The sequence below is a fragment of the Methylobacterium gossipiicola genome (genome assembly GCF_900113485.1).
Lineage (GTDB): Bacteria > Pseudomonadota > Alphaproteobacteria > Rhizobiales > Beijerinckiaceae > Methylobacterium > Methylobacterium gossipiicola.
This window is the reverse complement of the sequence record NZ_FOPM01000002.1, coordinates 236,286-257,254: the sequence shown is the minus strand read 5'-3', so window position 1 is coordinate 257,254 and position 20,969 is coordinate 236,286. Positions and strand designations below refer to the sequence as shown.

The 20,969-nt window shown below is 66.8% G+C and carries 18 protein-coding genes; all 18 read left to right on the top strand.

The window, feature by feature from the left end; all coding sequences use genetic code 11:
• Positions 1-5 precede the first annotated feature (5 nt).
• The 18 genes from BM249_RS02770 to BM249_RS02685 all read left to right on the top strand — a co-directional run bounded on the left by BM249_RS02770 (position 6) and on the right by BM249_RS02685 (position 20,963).
• Complete coding sequence (locus BM249_RS02770; protein ID WP_091968716.1) at positions 6-653, top strand: NADH-quinone oxidoreductase subunit C; 648 nt, start codon at positions 6-8, stop codon at positions 651-653.
• Between the two features lie 16 nt (positions 654-669).
• A complete protein-coding gene (locus BM249_RS02765) occupies positions 670-1,860 on the top strand; it encodes an NADH-quinone oxidoreductase subunit D (RefSeq protein WP_091968714.1) in 1,191 nt (396 codons plus the stop codon).
• A gap of 22 nt (positions 1,861-1,882) precedes the next feature.
• A complete protein-coding gene (gene nuoE, locus BM249_RS02760; RefSeq protein WP_091968712.1) occupies positions 1,883-2,914 on the top strand; it encodes an NADH-quinone oxidoreductase subunit NuoE in 1,032 nt (343 codons plus the stop codon).
• A 1-nt stretch (position 2,915) separates the two neighbouring features.
• Positions 2,916-4,217, top strand: a complete 1,302-nt coding sequence (nuoF, locus tag BM249_RS02755; protein ID WP_091968710.1) for an NADH-quinone oxidoreductase subunit NuoF — start codon at positions 2,916-2,918, stop codon at positions 4,215-4,217.
• Positions 4,218-4,281: 64 nt separating this feature from the next.
• Positions 4,282-6,363, top strand: coding sequence for an NADH-quinone oxidoreductase subunit NuoG (gene nuoG / locus BM249_RS02750; protein WP_091968708.1), 2,082 nt, complete (start codon positions 4,282-4,284; stop codon positions 6,361-6,363).
• Positions 6,364-6,375: 12 nt separating this feature from the next.
• Entirely contained in the window at positions 6,376-7,398 is a 1,023-nt protein-coding gene (nuoH, locus tag BM249_RS02745; RefSeq protein ID WP_091968706.1) for an NADH-quinone oxidoreductase subunit NuoH, read from the top strand.
• Between the two features lie 24 nt (positions 7,399-7,422).
• Entirely contained in the window at positions 7,423-7,911 is a 489-nt protein-coding gene (gene nuoI, locus BM249_RS02740) for an NADH-quinone oxidoreductase subunit NuoI (protein WP_091968704.1), read from the top strand.
• A 165-nt stretch (positions 7,912-8,076) separates the two neighbouring features.
• Entirely contained in the window at positions 8,077-8,697 is a 621-nt protein-coding gene (locus tag BM249_RS02735) for an NADH-quinone oxidoreductase subunit J (RefSeq protein ID WP_091968702.1), read from the top strand.
• Between the two features lie 25 nt (positions 8,698-8,722).
• Complete coding sequence (nuoK, locus tag BM249_RS02730; protein ID WP_056089088.1) at positions 8,723-9,028, top strand: NADH-quinone oxidoreductase subunit NuoK; 306 nt, start codon at positions 8,723-8,725, stop codon at positions 9,026-9,028.
• A 138-nt stretch (positions 9,029-9,166) separates the two neighbouring features.
• Complete coding sequence (nuoL, locus tag BM249_RS02725; RefSeq protein WP_091968701.1) at positions 9,167-11,257, top strand: NADH-quinone oxidoreductase subunit L; 2,091 nt, start codon at positions 9,167-9,169, stop codon at positions 11,255-11,257.
• A 32-nt stretch (positions 11,258-11,289) separates the two neighbouring features.
• Positions 11,290-12,810 (top strand): NADH-quinone oxidoreductase subunit M, encoded by a 1,521-nt coding sequence (locus BM249_RS02720; RefSeq protein WP_091968699.1) that lies wholly within the window; start codon positions 11,290-11,292, stop codon positions 12,808-12,810.
• Positions 12,811-12,823: 13 nt separating this feature from the next.
• Positions 12,824-14,278 (top strand): NADH-quinone oxidoreductase subunit NuoN, encoded by a 1,455-nt coding sequence (nuoN, locus tag BM249_RS02715; RefSeq protein ID WP_091968697.1) that lies wholly within the window; start codon positions 12,824-12,826, stop codon positions 14,276-14,278.
• 10 nt (positions 14,279-14,288) lie between these two features.
• On the top strand, positions 14,289-15,221 hold the full coding sequence (locus BM249_RS02710; RefSeq protein WP_244528547.1) for a biotin--[acetyl-CoA-carboxylase] ligase: 933 nt from the start codon (positions 14,289-14,291) through the stop codon (positions 15,219-15,221).
• A 13-nt stretch (positions 15,222-15,234) separates the two neighbouring features.
• Positions 15,235-16,908: a ribonuclease J gene (locus tag BM249_RS02705; RefSeq protein WP_091968874.1), complete on the top strand. Its 1,674-nt coding sequence runs from the start codon at positions 15,235-15,237 to the stop codon at positions 16,906-16,908.
• A gap of 74 nt (positions 16,909-16,982) precedes the next feature.
• A complete protein-coding gene (gene mce, locus BM249_RS02700) occupies positions 16,983-17,387 on the top strand; it encodes a methylmalonyl-CoA epimerase (RefSeq protein WP_091968695.1) in 405 nt (134 codons plus the stop codon).
• On the top strand, positions 17,384-17,728 hold the full coding sequence (locus BM249_RS02695) for a DUF1467 family protein (RefSeq protein WP_091968694.1): 345 nt from the start codon (positions 17,384-17,386) through the stop codon (positions 17,726-17,728). Before mce ends, BM249_RS02695 begins: the two co-directional genes overlap by 4 nt.
• Before the next feature lie 603 nt (positions 17,729-18,331).
• Positions 18,332-19,657 carry a proline--tRNA ligase gene (gene proS, locus BM249_RS02690; RefSeq protein WP_091968692.1) on the top strand — a complete coding sequence of 442 codons (1,326 nt, stop codon included), beginning with the start codon at positions 18,332-18,334 and terminating at the stop codon, positions 19,655-19,657.
• 7 nt (positions 19,658-19,664) lie between these two features.
• Positions 19,665-20,963 (top strand): lipoprotein-releasing ABC transporter permease subunit, encoded by a 1,299-nt coding sequence (locus tag BM249_RS02685; RefSeq protein WP_425284779.1) that lies wholly within the window; start codon positions 19,665-19,667, stop codon positions 20,961-20,963.
• Positions 20,964-20,969 lie beyond the last annotated feature (6 nt).

The following is a 20,969-nucleotide window of genomic DNA, read 5'->3' as shown; positions in this document are numbered from 1 at the left end:
GGCTGATGAGCAACGGCATCACCATTCGGGCGCACACCGCCTCCGCCACCGGGCCGGACGCGCTTGCCGCCCTGAGCGATCACATCGGCGCCGCCCTCGGCCCGGCGGTCGTGAGCCGCACCATCGCGTTCGGTGAACTGACCCTCGTGGTGCAGGCGAGCGACATCGTCTACGCCCTGACCTACCTGCGCGACGATCCGGACTGCGCCTTCCGCTGCTTCATCGACATCTGCGGCGCGGATTATCCGAGCCGCGCCAAGCGGTTCGACGTCGTCTACCACCTGCTGTCCCTGCGCCATAACGTCCGCATCCGCGTGAAGGTGCAGACCGACGACCAGACCTCGGTGCCGTCCGTCATCGACGTGTTCCCGGCGGCGAACTGGTTCGAGCGCGAGACCTACGACCTCTACGGCATCCTGTTCTCGGGCCATCCCGATCTCCGCCGCCTCCTGACGGATTACGGATTCGAGGGGCACCCCCTGCGCAAGGACTTCCCCCTCACCGGCTTCGTCGAGGTCCGGTACGATCAGGACGAGGCCCGCGTCGTCTACGAGCCCGTGAAGCTGACCCAGGAATTCCGAAACTTCGACTTCCTGTCGCCGTGGGAGGGCACGGACTACGTGCTCCCGGGCGATGAGAAGCGGTCCCATTGAGCGGCGGAGCGAGGCCATGACCGAGCACAACATCCGCAACTTCGCGATCAATTTCGGGCCGCAGCACCCGGCGGCGCACGGCGTGCTGCGCCTCGTGCTCGAACTCGACGGCGAGATCGTCGAGCGGGTCGATCCGCATATCGGTCTGCTGCATCGCGGCACCGAGAAGCTCATCGAGCACAAGACCTACCTGCAGGCGACGCCCTATTTCGACCGGCTCGACTACGTGTCGCCGATGAATCAGGAGCACGCCTTCTGCCTCGGCATCGAGAAGTTGCTCGGGCTGGAAGTGCCGCGCCGCGCCCAGCTCATCCGAGTGCTGTTCTGCGAGATCGGCCGTATCCTCTCGCACCTCCTCAACGTCACCACGCAGGCGATGGACGTCGGCGCCCTCACGCCGCCCCTGTGGGGCTTCGAGGAGCGCGAGAAGCTCATGATCTTCTACGAGCGCGCCTCGGGGGCGCGGCTCCACGCCAACTACTTCCGGCCCGGCGGCGTGCATCAGGACCTGCCGCCCGCCCTCATCGACGACATCGAGGCGTTCATCGACCCGTTCCTGCAGGTGGTCGACGACCTCGACAACCTCGTCATGGGCAACCGCATCTTCAAGCAGCGCAACGTCGACATCGGCATCGTCACCGTCGACGAGGCCATGGCCTGGGGTTTCTCGGGCGTGATGGTGCGCGGCTCCGGCATCCCGTGGGATCTGCGCAAGTCGCAGCCCTACGAGTGCTACGAGGAAATGGAGTTCGACATCCCCGTGGGGAAGAACGGCGACACCTACGATCGCCAGGTCATCCGCATGGAGGAGATGCGGGAATCCGCGAAGATCATGCGGCAATGCTGCGTGAAGCTGCGCGAGCCCGCCGGCCAGGGTCCCATCGCCGCCACCGACGGCAAGTTCGCGCCGCCGCCGCGCCGCGAGATGAAGCGCTCGATGGAAGCGCTCATCCACCACTTCAAGCTCTATACCGAGGGTTTCCACGTGCCGGCGGGTGAAGTCTACGCCGCCGTCGAGGCGCCGAAGGGCGAGTTCGGCGTCTATCTCGTCGCCGACGGCACCAATAAGCCCTACCGCTGCAAGATCCGCGCTCCGGGCTTCGCCCACCTCCAGGCCATGGACTGGATGTGCCGGGGCCACATGCTGGCCGACGTGTCGTGCGTGCTCGGCACGCTGGACATCGTGTTCGGCGAAGTGGACCGGTGAAGGGACGCAAGGTTTCGGACTGATGGCCAATCGCAGACTCGCCCCCGCCGCCGAGCAGCCCCAAAGCTTCGCGTTCTCATCCGAGAACGCCGAGTGGGCCAAGGGACAGATCGACAAGTATCCGGAAGGCCGTCAGGCCTCGGCCGTGATCCCGCTGCTGTGGAAGGCGCAGGAGCAGAACGGCGGCTGGCTGCCGCAGAAGGCCATCGAGGCGGTGGCCGACGAACTCGGCATGCCGCATATCCGCGTCCTCGAAGTCGCGACCTTCTACACGATGTTCGCCCTGGAGCCGGTGGGCCGGTTCTGGATTCAGCTCTGCGGCACGGTGCCGTGCGATTCCTGCGGCGCCCGCGAGCTGAAGGACTATCTGCACGCCCGTCTCGGCGCGCCGGGCCATGTGAGTGCGGACGGCAACTTCTCCTGGCTCGAAGTCGAGTGTCTGGGCGCCTGCTGCAACGCGCCCATGGCCCAGATCAACCAGGATTACTACGAGGACCTGACGCCTGAGCTTCTGGGTAAGCTCATGGACGACCTCGCTGCCGGACGCCCCGTCAAGGTCGGCTCGCAGATCGGACGCACCTCTTCCGAGCCGAAGGGCGGCCCCGATACGCTGACGGATGCGAGCCTGTTCGATGGTTCCCGCGTCGGTGCCTGGCGCAAGCGCTTCGAGACGGCCGATTCGAAGCAGGACGAGGCCGGCGGCAAGGCGGAGGCCGCCTCGTCCGAGCAGCGGGCCGCCGTCGATCCGAAGCCCGCCCGCCCCGATGCTGGCCGCGCCGTCGGCACAGCCACCACCGATGCACCCGCCCAGCGCAACGCCGCCGGGGAGACTCCGGTGCCGGCCGGCGCGAAGGCCGATGCGGCTGACACGACGGAATCGACGGCCCAGCGGAACAAGCCGGCGGCACCCGAGGCCATTGCCAAGGCCGAGGCGGCCGGTGCGGAGGCCGGCACGCAATCCGATCTGCCGCGCAACGAACCGCCGCCGCAGCCCGTCGCTTCGGGCGCGAACGACGATGCGGCCGCCACCTCCGCCCCGCAGAAGGGGAACTAGCATGCTCTCCGATCAGGATCGTATCTTCACCAACCTGTACGGCCTGCATTCGCCGGATCTGGCGGAAGCGCAGAAGCGCGGCGCCTGGGACGGCACCAAGTTTCTCCTCGAGATGGGCCGGGACTGGATCATCGAGGAGATGAAGCAGTCGGGTCTGCGCGGGCGCGGCGGTGCTGGCTTCCCCACGGGCCTGAAATGGTCGTTCATGCCGAAGAAGTCGGATGGGCGCCCGCATTATCTCGTGGTGAATGCCGACGAATCGGAGCCGGGCACCTGCAAGGACCGCGAGATCATGCGGCACGATCCGCATCTCCTCATCGAAGGCTGCATGCTCGCCTCCTTCGCCATGGCGGCGCATGCCTGCTACATCTACATCCGCGGCGAGTACGTCGCCGAGAAGCACGCCCTGCAGCGGGCCGTCGACGAAGCTTACGCGGCCCGCCTCGTCGGCAAGGACAACATTCACGGTTATCCGTTCGACATCTACGTCCACCACGGCGCCGGCGCGTATATCTGTGGCGAGGAGACGGCCCTGCTCGAAAGCCTCGAGGGCAAGAAGGGCATGCCGCGCATGAAGCCGCCCTTCCCGGCCAATATGGGCCTCTACGGCTGCCCGACGACGGTGAACAACGTCGAGTCGATTGCCGTTGCCGGCACAATCCTGCGCCGGGGTGGCGCGTGGTTCGCGGGATTGGGTGGCAAGAACAACACCGGCACGAAGCTGTTCTGCGTCTCCGGCCACGTCAACAAGCCCTGCAACGTCGAGGAAGAGCTGGGTATCACCTTCCGCGAGCTCATCGACCGGCATTGCGGCGGCATGCGGGGCGGCTGGGACAACCTGCTCTGCTCGATCCCCGGCGGCTCGTCGGTGCCCCTAGTGCCGGCCGAGCAGATCATCGACGCCAAGATGGATTTCGACACCCTGCGCAACCTCGGCTCCGGCCTCGGGACGGCGGCGGTCATCGTCCTCGACCGCTCCACCGATATCGTCGCCGCCATTGCCCGCATCGCCTACTTCTACAAACACGAGAGCTGCGGCCAGTGCACGCCATGCCGCGAAGGCACCGGCTGGATGTGGCGAGTGATGCTGCGCATGGCCGAGGGCCGGGCCCAGCGCCGCGAGATCGACATGCTCCTCGATGTGACGAAGCAGATCGAGGGCCACACCATCTGCGCGCTCGGCGACGCCGCTGCCTGGCCGATCCAGGGCCTGATCCGGCACTTCCGTCCCGAGATCGAGAAGCGGATCGACCGCTATAGCGCCAACCCGCATTCCGACCCGGTGCCGATGGCGGCGGAGTGATCCGCCCCGGCGGCGGAGTGATCCCCCGCCCGCACCCACCCGAATTCGAACCCGAGACCCACGCATGACCAAGATCGTCGTCGACGGCACCGAGGTCGATGTTCCCGCCGATTACACGCTGCTCCAGGCGTGCGAGGTCGCGGGCGCGGAGATTCCGCGCTTCTGCTTCCACGAGCGGCTGTCCATCGCGGGCAATTGCCGCATGTGCCTCGTCGAGTTGAAGGGGGCCCCGAAGCCCGTCGCCTCCTGCGCCTACGCGGTGAAGGATTGTCGGCCCGGCCCCAACGGCGAGCCGCCGGAGGTGCTGACGCGCTCAGGGACCACCAAGAAAGCCCGCGAGGGGGTGATGGAGTTCCTCCTGATCAACCACCCCCTCGATTGCCCGATCTGTGACCAGGGCGGCCACTGCGACCTGCAGGATCAGGCCATGGCGTACGGCGTCGATTCGACCCGCTACGGCGAGAACAAGCGCGCCGTCGAGGAGAAGTATATCGGCCCCCTCGTCCGTACGGCCATGAACCGCTGTATCCATTGCACCCGCTGCGTCCGCTTCCTCGCGGAAGTCGCCGGCGTGCCGGATCTCGGCGCCATTGGGCGCGGCGAGGACATGGAGATCACGAGCTACCTCGAATCCGCCATGGGCTCCGAGCTTCAGGGCAACGTCGCGGATCTCTGCCCCGTGGGCGCCCTCGTCCACAAGCCGCAGAGCTACGAGGTCCGTCCCTGGGAGCTGTCGAAGACCGAGTCCATCGACGTGATGGATGCGGTGGGCTGCGCCATCCGGGTCGACGCCAAGGGCCGCGAAGTCATCCAGATCGAACCCCGCATCAACGAGGCGATCAACGAGGAGTGGATCTCCGACAAGACCCGCCACGCCGTGGATGGCCTACGGATGCAGCGCCTCGACCGGCCGTATCTGCGCGAGAACGGCCGCCTGCGCCCGGCCTCTTGGGGCGAGGCTTTCGCCGCCATCGCGGCGAGGATGAAGGGCACCGACCCCAAGCGCATCGGCGCCATCGCGGGCGATCTCGCCGGCGTAGAAGAGATGTTCGCCCTCAAATCCCTGATGACCGCTCTCGGGGTGACGAATCTCGACGGCCGGCAGGCCGGCGAGGCCATCGATCCGGCCTGGGGCCGGGCGGCCTACACCTTCGGGACCACCATCGCGGGGATCGAGGAGGCCGACGCGATCCTGCTGGTCGGAACGAATCCGCGCCTCGAAGCATCGCTCGTCAACGTGCGCATCCGCAAGCGCTGGCGCATGGCGCCGCTCGCCGTCGGCCTCATCGGCGAGGCGGTCGACCTCACCTATCCCCACACCTATCTCGGCGCCGGCCCGGAGACTCTGGGCGAGATCGCTGCCGGTCGGCACAGCTTCGCCGAGGTCTTGAGGGCCGCGAGCCGTCCCCTCGTCATCGTGGGCACGGGCGCGCTCACCCGTCCGGACGGCGCCGCCATCCTGTCGGCCGCTGCGGCGCTCGCCAAGGACATCGGCGCGGTGACCGCAGACTGGAACGGCTTCGGCGTCCTTCAGACGGCCGCCGCCCGCGTCGGCGCCCTCGATCTCGGCTTCGTGCCGGGGGAGGGGGGGCTCGATGTCGCCGCCATGACGCAGGCCGGCGCCCTCGACGTCCTCTTCAACCTCGGAGCCGATGAGGTCGAGGTCGGTCCGGGCGCCTTCGTGATCTATCAGGGCACCCATGGCGACCGGGGCGCGACCCGGGCCGACGTTGTCTTGCCGGGAGCGGCCTACACCGAGAAGAGCGCCACCTTCGTTAACCTCGAAGGCCGGGTGCAGATGACCAACCGCGCCGGCTTCCCGCCGGGCGATGCCCGCGAGGATTGGGCGATCCTGCGCGCCCTGTCCGACGTGCTCGGCCAGCGCCTTCCCTACGATTCGCTGGTCGCCCTGCGCCGGGCCCTCTATACCGCCCATCCGCACTTCGCGGGCCTCGACGCCGTGGCGCCGAGCAACACCGTGGCGACGGTCGAGACCTTGGCGGGGCTCGGGGGGGCGCCCGACCGCGCGGCCTTCGCGCCGGCCGTACCTGACTTCTACCTCACCAACGCCATCGCCCGCGCCTCGCGGGTGCTGGCCGAATGTTCGAGCCTCGCACGCGTGCGTGGCCTCGAAGCCGCCGAATAAGGGTTTCCTGCGATGACCTTCTGGGAAGCCCTCGGCGCCGTCCTGCTCATGGCCCTCAAGAGCTTCGTGCTCCTGGCCCTGCTGCTCGTCTTCATCGCCTACGCCCTGCTCGCCGATCGCAAGATCTGGGCGGCGGTGCAGCTGCGGCGCGGTCCCAACGTCGTCGGGCCGTGGGGCCTGTTCCAATCCTTCGCCGATCTTCTGAAGTTCGTCCTGAAGGAGCCGGTGATTCCGGCCGGCGCCAACAAGGGGCTGTTTCTCCTGGCGCCCCTCGTCTTCGCCACCCTGGCGCTCGCCGCCTGGGCTGTGATTCCCCTCGCCGAGGGCTGGGCGCTCGCCGACCTCAACGTCGGCATCACCTACATCTTCGCCATCTCGTCCCTGGGGGTCTACGGCGTGCTCATGGGCGGCTGGGCCTCGAACTCAAAATACGCCTTCCTCGGCGCCCTGCGCTCGGCCGCCCAGATGATTTCCTACGAGGTCAGCCTCGGCTTCGTGATCATCTGTGTGCTGCTCTGCGCCGGCTCCCTCAACCTGTCGCGCATCGTCATGGCGCAGGACACGTCCCTCGGCATCCTCGGCTGGTACTGGCTGTGGTTGTTTCCGATGTTCGTGGTGTTCTTCGTCTCGGCGCTGGCCGAGACCAACCGCCCGCCTTTCGATCTGCCGGAGGCCGAATCGGAGCTCGTGGCCGGCTACATGGTCGAATACTCCTCGACGCCGTACCTGCTGTTCATGCTCGGCGAGTACGTGGCGATCATGACCATGTGTGCCCTCGGCACGGTGCTGTTCCTCGGCGGCTGGCTCTCACCGATCCCGTTCGCGCCCTTCACCTGGGTGCCGGGCCTGATCTGGTTCGCCCTGAAGGCCAGCTTCCTGTTCTTCATGATCGCCATGGTGAAGGCCATGGTGCCGCGCTACCGCTACGATCAGCTCATGCGGCTCGGCTGGAAGGTGTTCCTTCCGCTCTCCCTCGTCTCGGTCGTCGTCGTCGCCTTCGTTCTCAAGCTCACCGGCCTCGCGCCGGGTGCCTGACATCACCCACAGGGAGATCGTGGCATGAAGCTCGATCAGGTCGCCAAGGGTCTTCTGCTCAAGGAGTTCGTGACGGGGTTCGCCCTCGCCATGCGCTACTTCTTCAAACCGAAGGCCACCATCAACTACCCGTTCGAGATGGGTCATCGCGGGCCGCGCTTCCGGGGCGAGCACGCCCTGCGCCGCTATCCCAACGGCGAGGAACGCTGCATCGCCTGCAAGCTGTGCGAGGCGATCTGCCCGGCGCAGGCCATCACCATCGAGGCCGGTCCACGTCGGAACGACGGCACCCGCCGCACCACGCGCTACGACCTCGACATGGTCAAATGCATCTATTGCGGCATGTGTCAGGAGGCCTGTCCGGTGGATGCCATCGTCGAGGGACCGAATTTCGAGTTCTCCGTGGAGACCCGCGAGGAGCTTCTCTACGACAAGGAGAAGCTTCTCCTAAACGGCGACCGGTGGGAGCGCGAGATCGCGCGCAACCTCGCCGTCGACGCCCCTTATCGGTAAGGCGCGACGGCTCCGCGGTTGTGCACCGCAGGGGCGGGATCTATAGACGGGCGGCATCACCTGCCCGGCTGACGGCCTTCCCGGCCATCAAGGCGGCTCGCAAGGGCCATAGACGAATCAACGGCAGAAGGGGCTGTCCTCCGGACGGCTGATCTCCACAATCGCATGAGCGCAGCCGCAGCCTTCTTCTACCTGTTCGCCGGCGTGACCGTCGCTTCGGGTTTCATGGTGATCGCCTCGCGCAATCCCGTGGCCTCGGTGCTGTACCTCATCCTCGCCTTCGTGAACGCCGCCGGCCTCTTCGTCATGATGGGGGCCGAGTTCCTCGCGATGATCCTCGTCGTCGTCTATGTCGGCGCCGTCGCAGTCTTGTTCCTCTTCGTCGTGATGATGCTCGACGTGGATTTCGCGCAGCTGCGCCAGGGCTTCCAGCGCTACCTGCCCATCGGCGCCCTCATCGGCGCGGTGTTCCTCATCGAACTGGTGCTCGTCGTCGGCACCTGGAACATCGACCCCGACCTGCTCCAGGCGCCGCTCGGCCCGCTCGCCAGCACCGAGGGCCTGACCAACACCCAGGCGCTCGGCCGGGTGCTCTATACGGACTATGTCTTCTACTTCCAGCTCGCCGGCCTCATCCTGCTCACCGCGATGATCGGCGCCATCGTGCTGACCCTGCGCGACCGTCCCGGCGTCAAGCGCCAGAACATCGCCGTGCAGAACGCCCGCACCCAGGCCGCCGCCGTCGAGACCCGCAAGGTGCCGTCGCGCCAGGGCGTGGAAGTCTGATGCCGAACCACGGGAGACCCATCCGATGATCGGCCTGAGCCATTACCTCACAGTCGCCGCGATCCTGTTCACCCTCGGGGTGCTCGGCATCTTCATCAACCGCAAGAACGTCATCGTCATCCTGATGTCCGTGGAGCTGATCCTGCTCGCGGTGAACATCAACCTCGTGGCGTTCTCGACCCATCTCAACGACATCACCGGCCAGGTCTTCGCCCTGTTCGTGCTCACTGTGGCGGCGGCCGAAGCCGCCATCGGCCTTGCCATCCTCGTCGTGTTTTTCCGAAACCGCGGCTCCATCGCGGTGGAGGACGTGAACATGATGAAGGGCTGACGCACCCCGCGCGAAGACCCGACCGAACGGGGCCGTCAATGGCCCCGCGCGGTGACACGAAGACAGGGCTCGCTTGCTCGAGGCCCCGCGCGAAGCGCGCGGGGCCGGGCGCGACCCAGGAGGCCGGACAAGCCAGCGATGTATCACGCGATCGTCTTCTTTCCGCTCATGGGCGCGCTCATCGCGGGCCTGTTCGGCCGCCGGCTCGGCCCCAAGATGTGCGAGGCCATCACCACGGGCTTCCTCGCCTTCTCGGCGCTGTTGTCCTGGGGCGTCTTCCTCGACATTCCCGGCACGGATCACGCCACCCGCGTCCAGGTCGCGAACTGGTTCACCGCCGGTGACCTCGTGGTCGACTGGGCGTTCCGGATCGATACCCTCACGGCCGTGATGCTGGTGGTGGTGACCTCGGTCTCGACGCTCGTGCACCTCTACTCCATCGGCTACATGGAGGAGGATCCGCACCGGCCGCGCTTCTTCGCCTACCTGTCGCTGTTCACCTTCGCCATGCTCATGCTGGTGACCTCCGACAACCTCGTGCAGATGTTCTTCGGCTGGGAGGGCGTCGGCCTCGCCTCCTACCTGCTCATCGGCTTCTGGTACGAGAAGCCCTCGGCCAACGCCGCGGCCATGAAGGCCTTCATCGTCAACCGCGTCGGCGATTTCGGCTTCTCGCTCGGCATCTTCCTCGTCTTCGTGCTCACGGGCTCGGTGGCGTTCGACGGCATCTTCGCCCGCGCCGCCGAGATCAAGGACGCCACCTTCCACTTCCTCGGCTACGATTGGAGCGTCTGGACGCTCGCCTGTCTGCTCCTGTTCATGGGCGCCATGGGCAAGTCGGCGCAGTTCCTGCTCCACACCTGGCTGCCCGACGCCATGGAGGGCCCGACTCCGGTCTCCGCCCTCATCCATGCCGCCACCATGGTGACGGCGGGCGTGTTCATGGTGGCGCGCCTGTCGCCGGTCTTCGAACTCGCCCCCAACGCCCTCGTGGTGGTGACGGTCATCGGCGGAATCACGGCGTTCTTCGCCGCCACCGTCGGCCTCGTCCAGAACGACATCAAGCGGGTCATCGCCTACTCGACCTGTTCGCAGCTCGGCTACATGTTCGTGGCGCTGGGCGTCGGCGCCTACTCGGCCGGGGTGTTCCACCTCTTCACCCACGCCTTCTTCAAGGCGCTGCTGTTCCTCGGCGCCGGCTCGGTCATCCACGCGATGCACCACGAGCAGGACATGCGGAACATGGGCAATCTGCGCCGCTACATCCCGTTCACCACGGCGATGATGACCATCGGCACCCTGGCGCTCATCGGCTTCCCGTTCACGTCCGGCTACTATTCGAAGGACGCGATCATCGAGGCCGCCTACGCCTCGACGCGGCCGGGCCACACCCTGGCCTTCCTCGCGACCGTCGTCGCCGCCCTGTTCACATCGTTCTATTCCTGGCGCCTGTTCTTCCTCACCTTCGAGGGGCCGGCGCGCTGGGCCCATCACGGCGCGGCGCCTACCGACGCGCATCATGCCGTGGCGCATGCCGCGAACGAGGCCGATGGCGCCCCGGGTCACCACGAGGGCGTCGCCCACGACGACCATGGCCACGACGTCGAGCCCGCTTCGCACAGCGCCATCGAGCATCACGATCACGCCCATACGCCGCACGAGAGCCCCCTCGTGATGACGATTCCCCTGGGCATCCTTGCCTTCGGCGCCCTATTCGCCGGCCTGATCTTCAAGAACCGCTTCATCGGTGAGGGCATGGACCGGTTCTGGGGCCATTCCCTGGGCCACGGCCCCGACAACCACATCATGCACGACATCCACCACGTTCCGGCGCTGGTGTCCTACGCGCCCTTCATCATGATGGTCGCCGGCTTCGTCCTCGCGTTCTGGATGTATATCCGCCGTCCCGAACTGCCGGGCCAGCTCGCCGCTCAGCAGCCGAGTCTGTACCGGTTCCTGCTCAACAAGTGGTACTTCGACGAACTCTACGACCGGATCTTCGTCCGTCCGGCCAAGGATTTTGGCAAGTTCCTCTGGAAGGAAGGCGACGGCCGGATCATCGACGGAATGGGACCGAACGGCATCGCCGCCCGTGTGCTGGATGTGACGCGCGGCGTTGTCCGGCTCCAGACCGGCTACGTCTACCACTACGCCTTCGTCATGCTCGTCGGGGTCGCCGGCCTCATCAGCTGGTACATGCTCGCCGGCCTGCCCAAGGTCGGACACTGATGGTCGCGGATAAGAACGGGAGCGCCCGCTAGATGTTCGGCCTCGGAATCCTCTCCGGCCTTCTGATCGTGCCCCTGTGCGGCGCGGCCTTCATCCTCACCCTCGGGGATGAGACGGAGGCCGCCAAGCGCAACGCGCGTTGGGCGGCCCTCGCCGCCACGGTCGCCACCTTCCTCCTGTCCCTGGTGGCCTGGAGCCGCTTCGACACGAGTACGGCGAGCTTCCAGCTCGTCGAGAGCCATGTCTGGCTGAGCGAGGCGACCCGGTTCAAGCTCGGCGTTGACGGCTTCTCGATGCCGCTGATCCTCCTGACCACCTTCCTGATGCCGTTCTGCATCGGCGCGTCGTGGCTCTCCGTGACCAAGCGCGTGAAGGAATACTACGTCGCCTTCCTCGTCCTCGAGACGACGATGATCGGCGTGTTCCAGGCCCTCGATCTGGTGCTGTTCTACCTGTTCTTCGAGGCCGGCCTGATCCCGATGTTCCTCATCATCGGCATCTGGGGCGGCAAGCGGCGCATCTACGCGAGCTTCAAGTTCTTCCTCTACACCCTGCTCGGCTCGGTGCTGATGCTGCTCGCCATCATGGCGATGTACTGGCACGCCGGCACCACCGATATTCCGACCCTGCTGCAGACCCGCTTCCCCGTGGAGATGCAGACCTGGCTGTGGCTCGCTTTCTTCGCCTCCTTCGCGGTGAAGATGCCCATGTGGCCGGTCCATACCTGGCTTCCCGACGCCCACGTGGAGGCACCCACCGCCGGTTCGGTGATCCTCGCCGGCATCCTCCTGAAGATGGGCGGCTACGGCTTCATCCGCATCTCGCTGCCGATGTTCCCGGATGCCTCCCAGGCCTTCGCCCCGATGGTGTTCGCCCTGTCGGTGATCGCCATCATCTTCACGTCGCTCATCGCCATGGTACAGAGCGACATCAAGAAGCTCATCGCCTACTCGTCCGTGGCGCATATGGGCTTCGTGACCCTCGGCCTGTTCACCCTCAACGAGCAGGGGATCCAGGGCGCGCTGTTCCTCATGATCTCCCACGGCATCGTGTCGGGCGCGCTCTTCCTCTGCGTCGGCGTGGTCTACGACCGGATGCACACCCGCGAGATCGCCGCCTATGGCGGCCTCGTGAAGCGCATGCCCCTCTACGCGGCGGCCATGATGGTGTTCACCATGGCCAATGTCGGCCTCCCCGGCACGTCGGGCTTCGTCGGCGAGTTCCTCGCCATGATGGGCGCCTTCAAGGCCAATCCGACGGTGGCGTTCTTCTCGGTCTTCGGCATCATCCTGTCGGCCGGCTACGCCCTGTGGCTCTATGCCCGGGTGATCTACGGCAAGCTCGAGAAGCCGAGCCTCCAGGGCATCCTCGACCTCGACTTGCGCGAGAAGATCATCATCGCCCCCCTCGTCGCCCTGACGATCTATTACGGGGTCCATCCGGCGCCGATCCTCGACACCTTCGCTCCCTCCACGGAAGCGTTGATGCAGAGCATGAAGACCGCGCTGTCGAACACGCAGACGGCGGCTGCCCTCCCGCCCGCCGCGCGCTGAAAGCACCGCTCCGATGATCGCTGCCCAATCCGTCCTGCCCGCGCTCTGGCCCGCTCTGCCCGAGTTGATCCTCGCCGTCGGCGTCCTCGTCCTCGTCCTCTACGGATCGTTCCGGGGTGAGCGGTCGGCGGAGGGTGTCAGCGTCGGCGCCCTGCTGCTCATGATTCTCGCCCTGTTCGTGGTCATGTCGCAATCCGGCGCAAAGGTGACGACCCTGAACGGCTCCTTCATCGTCGACAATTTCTCGAAGGTGATGAAGGCGCTGATTCTGCTTGGCTCCGCCGCCTCGATCCTGCTGGCTCGGGACTACTTTCAGCGTGCCCGCATCGACCGGTTCGAGTTCCCGATCCTCATCGTGCTCTGCACGCTCGGCATGATGGTCATGGCCTCGGCCAACGATCTCATCTCCCTCTATCTCGGCCTCGAACTGCAGTCGCTCGCGGCCTACGTCATCGCCGCCTTCCACCGCGACAACCTGAAATCCACCGAAGCCGGTCTAAAATACTTCGTCCTCGGCGCGCTCTCCTCGGGCATGCTGCTCTACGGGTCGTCCCTCGTCTACGGCTTCACCGGCACCGTCTCGTTCCCCGGCATCGTCGCGGCCCTGAACGACACGACTGTCGGTTTCGGCCTCGTGCTCGGCATCGTGTTCGTGGCGGCGGGCGTCGCGTTCAAGCTCGCGGCCGTGCCGTTCCACATGTGGACCCCGGACGTCTACGAGGGCTCGCCGACGCCAGTCACCGCCTTCTTCGCCTCGGCACCCAAGATGGCCGCCATGGCGATGACGATCCGGATCTTCATCGGCGCCTTCCCGGACGTCACCGCCGTCTGGCAGCAGATCATCGTGTTCGTCGCCATCGCCTCCATGGCTTTGGGCTCGTTCGCCGCCATCGGCCAGCGCTCGCTCAAGCGCCTCATGGCCTATTCCTCCATCGGCAACGTCGGCTACGCCCTGGTTGGGCTCGCCGCCGGCTCGCAGGACGGTGTCCGCGGCGTGGTGATCTACATGATCATCTACCTCGCCATGACGCTCGGCGCCTTCGCGGTGATCCTGTCGCTCCGTCGCGGTGGTCAGATGTTTGAGACCGTGGACGACCTCTCCGGCCTGTCGCGGACCCACCCTGTCCTCGCCTTCTGCCTTGCCGCGATGATGTTCTCCCTCGCCGGTATTCCGCCGCTGGCCGGCTTCTTCGCCAAGTACTACGTCTTCGCCGCCGCCATCCAGGCGAACCTCGTGACGCTCGCGGTGATCGGCGTCGTCACCAGTGTGGTCGGCGCGTTCTACTATCTGCGCCTCGTCAAGGTGATGTACTTCGACGAGCCGGTGGCCGCTTACGAGCCGATGGCACCGGGCCTGCGCATCGTTCTCGGTTTCACCAGCGTCGTCGTGGTTCTGTTCTGGATCGTGCCGGCCCCCCTCGTGGGCGCCGCCGGTGCCGCCGCGAAGTCGCTCTTCGCCGGCTCCTGAGGCCGCGTCCTTGAGCGGGTATCGTCTGGGGGAGCGGGCGCGGGCGGCGGGCCATCGCCTTCACGTTCACGAGAGCCTCGGCTCTACGAACACGGAGGCCCTGGAGCGGGCGCGCGCCGGAGAGACCGGCCCCCTCTGGGTCGCGGCCCACCGCCAGCTTGCGGGACGTGGCCGGCGCGGAAATGCCTGGGCATCCGAACCGGGCAATCTCACCGCGAGTCTGCTTTGGCCGGTGGACGACGTCGAGCCGGCCGATGTGCCGACCCTGGGGTTCGTGGCCGGTGTCGGCCTGATGGCGGCCCTGGACAGGGTGGTCCGCGTCCCGCCACCGCGTCACATGGAAGGCGGGTCACCTCTCCCTGGGGGAGGGGGACAGGGTGCTGTTGGTGAACTTTTCGACGGGGGCATACCCCGCTCCATCGAGGAGAGGGAGCCCGGCGGGCTCGACGACGCGAAGGGTGGGGTAGGGCAGGCATCCTTCCGGTTGAAGTGGCCCAACGACGTCCTGGTCTCGGGCGCCAAGCTCGCCGGGCTCCTCCTTGAAGCGGAAACCCTCCCCGGCGGGCGTCGCGCGGTGGTGATGGGCTTCGGCGTCAACGTCGCGGCGGCACCGGAGGGCTTGCCTTATCCGGCAACCTGCCTCAGGCAGTTGGGGCACGCCACGCGCGCCGAGGATCTGTTCGTGTGCCTAACGAATGGAATCGTCGAGGCGGCGCGGGATTGGGACCGGGGCCGGGGATTTTCGCGAATCCGCGAACGCTGGATCGCCGACGCGGCCGGGATCGGCGCGCCGGTGACCGTTCGAACCGGCGACACCCATGTGCATGGAATTTTCGAGACGATCGACGAAGCGGGACGCCTCGTCATCCGATCGGACGAGGGAACGCGACGGACCGTGACGGCGGGCGAGGTGCATTTGGGAACGGCCGCGACGGCGGCTTGAGGTTTGGGTGAAGATGACGACAGGGCAAGACGAACTCGTCTTCGTGCCGCTCGGCGGCGTGGGCGAGATCGGCATGAATGCGGCATTGTACGGGTTCGGGCCGGCCAAGCGCCGCAAATGGATCATGGTCGATTGCGGTATGGGGTTTGCCGGGGAAGAGGGCTTCCCGGGGATCGACCTCATGTTCCCGGACCTGAGCTTCATCGAGGAGCGCAAGGACGATCTGCTGGGCATCTTCATCACCCATGCGCACGAGGATCATATCGGTGCCATCGGTGAATTGTGGCCTAAGCTCAAGGCGCCGGTCTACGCCACGCGCTTTGCGAAAAGCCTGCTGGAAGCCCGCCGCCTCAGCGAGCCGGGTGCGCCGAAGGTGGTGCTGAAGGAGATCCAGGCCGGACGCCGGGTTCAGATCGGTCCGTTCGAGATCGAGTACGTGCCCGTCTCGCACTCGATTCCGGAATCGAACGCCGTCGCCATCCGCACGCCGCACGGTCTGCTGCTCCATACCGGTGACTGGAAGCTCGATCCCACCCCGATCCTCGGCGATGTGACCTCCGAGGCCGCGTTCCGGGCTTTGGGTGACGAGGGCATCCTCGCCATGATCAGCGACTCGACCAACGTCGTGCGGGAAGGCCGCTCCCCGAGCGAGGCCGAAGTCGCCGCCACCCTGCGCGAACTCATCACCGAGGCGCCGAACCGCGTCGCCGTGACCACCTTTGCCTCCAACGTCGCCCGCATGCGCGCCGTGGCCGAGGCAGCCCAGGCCTGCGGCCGTGAAGTGGTCGCCGTCGGGCGTGCCATGGACCGGGTGATCGGCGTCGCCCGCGAATGCGGCTTCCTCGACGGCCTGCCCGATTTCCGTTCGGCGGACGCCTACGGATACCTGCCCCGCGACAAGGTGGTGTGCCTGCTCACCGGTTCGCAGGGCGAGGAGCGCGCGGCGCTCGCCCGCGTCTCGCGCGACGACCATCCCGACGTGACCCTGGCGGCGGGCGACCGGGTGATCTTCTCCTCCCGTGCCATTCCGGGCAACGAGCGGGCCGTGGGGGCGATCATCAACGACCTCGTCAATGCCGGCATCGAGGTCGTGACCGACCGGACCAAGCTCGTCCACGTCTCGGGCCATCCCCGGCGCGAGGAGATGGCAGAGATGTACGCCTGGACCCGGCCGCAGACGGCGATCCCCGTCCACGGCGAGGCCCTGCACCTCGACGAGCACGCCCGCTTCGCCCGGGCGCAGGGCGTGCCGAACATCGTGAAGGCCCGCAACGGCAGCGTCGTGCGCCTCGCCCCCGGCACGCCCGAGGTGATCGATCACGTCAAGGCCGGCCGCCTGTTCAAGGACGGCAACATCCTCATCGACGCCAAGGACCGGGCGATCCCTGAGCGGCGCAAGCTCGCGCAGGCCGGTCTCGTCTCGGTCGCCATCGCCATCGACGAGCAGGGCGAGGTGTTGGGTGAGCCCGCCATCGATATCATCGGCCTGCCCAATCGCGGTCGCGGCGGCCAGCCGATGCTGGACGTGGTGATCGAGTGCGTCGCCCGGACCCTGTCGGGCCTGTCGAAGGTCAAGCGCCGGGACGCCGAGGCCGTCGAGAAGGCCGTGGACCGGGCGATCCGCTCCGGCGTCAACGAAGCCTGGGGCAAGAAGCCCGCCTGTCACGTGCAGGTGGTGGAAGTCTAGAACCGCGTCGCGCCCTCTTCCCCTACAGGGAGGAGGGCTTTTTCGCGCATGCCATGAGCTTGGAGGGAGCCAACATGATCGGACGCCTCAATCACGTCGCCATCGCGGTGCGCGACCTCGACGCCGCCTGCGCGATCTATCGCGACACCCTCGGCGCCACGGTGACCGAGCCGCTGCCGCAGCCCGAGCACGGCGTCACCGTGGTGTTCGTGAACCTGCCCAACAGCAAGGTCGAGCTCATGGCGCCCCTGGGCGAGGGGTCGCCCATCGCGAGCTTCGTCGAGCGCAACCCGCAGGGCGGCGTCCACCACGTCTGCTATGAGGTCGACGACATCCTGGCCGCCCGCGACAAGCTGAAGGCGCAGGGCGCCCGCGTGCTCGGCACCGGCGAGCCCAAGATCGGCGCCCATGGCAAACCTGTCCTGTTCCTCCACCCCAAGGACTTCCTCGGCACCCTGGTCGAACTCGAGCAGGTCTGAGCCGCTTGAACGCCGTCCTCGTCAGCCTCGCTGCCTCCACCCTGCGGACGTTGGCCGTCATGCTGGCAGTCATCGCCCTCGTCGTCGTGGTGGCGGTGAGCCAGTTCCGGCTCACGGTGTTCGGGGCCGTCGCCCTTTACTTCGTGGTGTGGTGGACGCTGCTGTTCGTGATCCTGCCGATCCGGAACCAGGCCGAGACCGATCCCGCCCTGGTCGTTCCGGGGCAGGATCCGGGCGCGCCGGCGACGCCGCGTCTGCGAGAGAAGGCGCTCTGGACCACGCTCCTCGCCAGCGTGGTGTTCCTCGGGGCGATTCCCTTGTTCGAATTGGCTGGACTCTGAAGCTGTCCTGATGGCCATCCGCAGCCGGCGAAAGGTTTGCCGGCGTCCGGGCATAAAAAAAGCAAGGCCGAAGCCTTGCTTTTGACGAAGACGATTGTCGGAACAGCCTCGTTATCTCGCGCATCTTGACGGCGCGGCGGCTGATTGTTCCTCCCAAGACCCGGGCCTGTCGCGGCTTCTCAAGAGCCTTGCGACCAGCAAGCGTGCTTATAGGAACAGAAATTCCCATTGTCACGTCGGGGATAGGAAAAACCGGTGCTTTTCTACCGGATATGGCAGTCCGTCCGAGCGGTTTATCCGGGTTGCTCGCTTCGTATCGTCGAGGGCTTGTCGAAGGGGGGGCGGCTCCTGCCGCTTCGGTGCATCTCCTGAGGTCGCGAGGATCGCGTCACCGCGCGGAACGAACCGGGCGCATTCTGCGCTCAAGGGGATGCCGGTCCGATGGAGGGGGCGGGCGTCGCGCAGCCGAAGATCGCACCGCGCGCCTGCGTTTCGGGGCGATGCAGTCCAGGTGTCGCCCGGCTGCGCTTGTATTTTCCCGAAGCAATGTGTTGTGTGCCCCGGCGCGTCCGACGGTTCGGCACGCCGGTTCCAGGGCCTTCCATGCGTCTCTCCCGCTACTTCCTCCCCACCCTGCGCGAGACGCCCAAAGAGGCGGAGATCGTCTCGCACCGGCTCATGCTGCGGGCCGGCCTCGTGCGCCAGGAAGCCGCCGGCATCTACGCTTGGCTGCCGCTGGGTCTGCGGGTTCTGAACCGGGTCTGCGCGGTGATCCGCGAGGAGCAGGACCGGGCCGGGGCCATCGAGATCCTGATGCCGGCGATCCAGTCGGCCGAACTCTGGAAGGAATCCGGACGCTACGAGGCCTACGGCAAGGAGATGCTTCGCATCGCCGACCGTCACGACCGCGAGATGCTGTTCGGCCCCACCGCCGAGGAGGTCGTCACCGAGATCTTCCGCGCCAGCGTGAAATCGTACAAGGACTTGCCGAAGAACCTCTACCAGATCTCCTGGAAGTTCCGCGACGAGGTGCGGCCGCGCTTCGGCACCATGCGCTCGCGCGAGTTCCTGATGAAGGACGCCTACTCGTTCGACATCGATCAGGCGAGCGCCCGCCATGCCTACAACCGCATGTTCGTGGCTTACTTGCGCACCTTCGCGGGCCTCGGCCTCAAGGCCATCCCCATGCGGGCCGATACCGGCCCCATCGGCGGCGATCTCAGCCACGAATTCATCATCTTGGCCCAGACCGGCGAGAGCGAAGTGTTCTGCGATCGGCAGTACCTCGATTTCGAGATCCCGCCCGTGACCACGGATTTCGAGGATGTCGCCGGCCTCCAGGGCACCGTCGATCGCTGGACATCGCATTACGCCGCGACGAGCGAGATGCACGAGCCGGCCGCCTTCGCCGAGGTTCCGGCGGACAACCAGATGGCCGCGCGCGGCATCGAAGTCGGTCACATCTTCTATTTCGGCACCAAGTATTCCGAGCCCATGGGCGCCAAGGTCACCGGGCCCGACGGTATCGAGCGCCCGGTGCATATGGGCTCCTACGGCATCGGCCCGAGCCGCCTCGTGGCGGCCATCGTCGAGGCGTCGCATGACGAAGCCGGCATCATCTGGCCGGATGCCGTGGCGCCGTTCGATGTGGCGCTCATCAACCTCAAGACCGGCGATGCCGCCACCGACGCCGCCTGCACGGAGATCCAGGCGAGCCTCGAGGCCGCTGGCCTCACGGTGCTGTACGACGACCGCGACGAGCGGCCGGGGGCCAAGTTCGCCACCGCCGATCTCATCGGTCTGCCCTGGCAGGTGATCGTCGGTCCGCGCGGCCTCGCCGAGGGCAAGGTCGAACTCAAGCGCCGGGCCGGCGGCGAGCGCGAGACCATCGCGCCCATCGATCTCATCGCCCGCTTGAAGCGGGCCTGAGGCCGCCATGCGGGCGGCGTTGATGGAGCGGCTGAAGGGGGCCGGAGCCCTGTTGCGGGGCGGCGGCACACCCCCGTTCGCCGGGTTCGAGTGGATTCTGGCCGGGCGCTACCTGCGCGCGCGGCGGCGCGGCGGCGGCGTCTCCGTGGTGGCGTTCTTCTCGGTCCTGGGTATCGCCCTGGGCGTCGCCACCCTCATCATCGTGCTCTCGGTGATGAACGGCTTTCGCACGGAACTGCTGTCGAAGATCGTCGGCATCAACGGCCACGTCTTCGTTACCCCCATCGACCGTCTGTTCGCGGATTTCGAGGACCTGTCGGACCGCTTGTCGAAGGTCGCCGGCGTCCGCTCCGCGATTCCCCTGGTCGAAGGCCAAGCCTTCGCGTCCTCGCCCTATGGCGGCAGCGGCGTCCTCGTGCGCGGCATCCGGGCGGAAGATCTCGACAAGATCACCGCCGTTGCCAAGAACGTCCGGGGCGGCAGCCTGGAGGGATTCGACGACGGCAGCGGCGTCGCCATCGGCCGGCGTCTGGCCGAATCCCTTGGCCTCCAGGCCGGCGATTCCATCACCCTCTCGACGCCGAAGGGCGCGACCACGCCGTTCGGCACGGCGCCGCGCACGAAGTCCTACACCGTCAAGGCGGTGTTCGAGGTCGGGATGACCGAGTTCGATTCGACCTTCGTGTTCATGCCGCTGGCCGAATCGCAGGCGTTCTTCAACCGCGAGGGCGATGTCAGCCTCATCGAGATCTACCTCGACAACGCCGATGGGGTGGCGGCCATGCGGCCCGACCTCGAAATGGCGGCCGAGCGCCCGGTGCTGCTCACGGATTGGCGCCAGCGTAACCGCACCTTCTTCGGCGCCCTGGAGGTGGAGCGGAACGTGATGTTCCTCATCCTCAGCCTCATCGTGGTCGTGGCGACCCTCAACATCGTCTCGGGGCTCATCCTTCTCGTGCGCGACAAGTCGAGCGACATCGCCATCCTGCGCACCATGGGGGCGACGCCCGGCACGGTGATGCGGGTGTTCCTCATCAACGGCGCCCTCATCGGCATCGTCGGGACGTTGAGCGGCCTCGGCCTCGGCATCCTCATCACCCTCAACATCAAGCCGATCCAGCGCGTGCTGTTTCCCTCGGCCTGGGACCCGACGGTGCGGTTCCTGGCCGAGATCCCGGCCGAGATGAACAGCCAGGAAATCACCGTGGTGGTGGTCACCTCCATCGCCCTGTCGCTCATCGCCACCCTGTATCCGTCTTGGCGCGCCGCCCGGCTCGATCCGGTGCAGGCCCTCCGTTACGGCTAGGGTGCT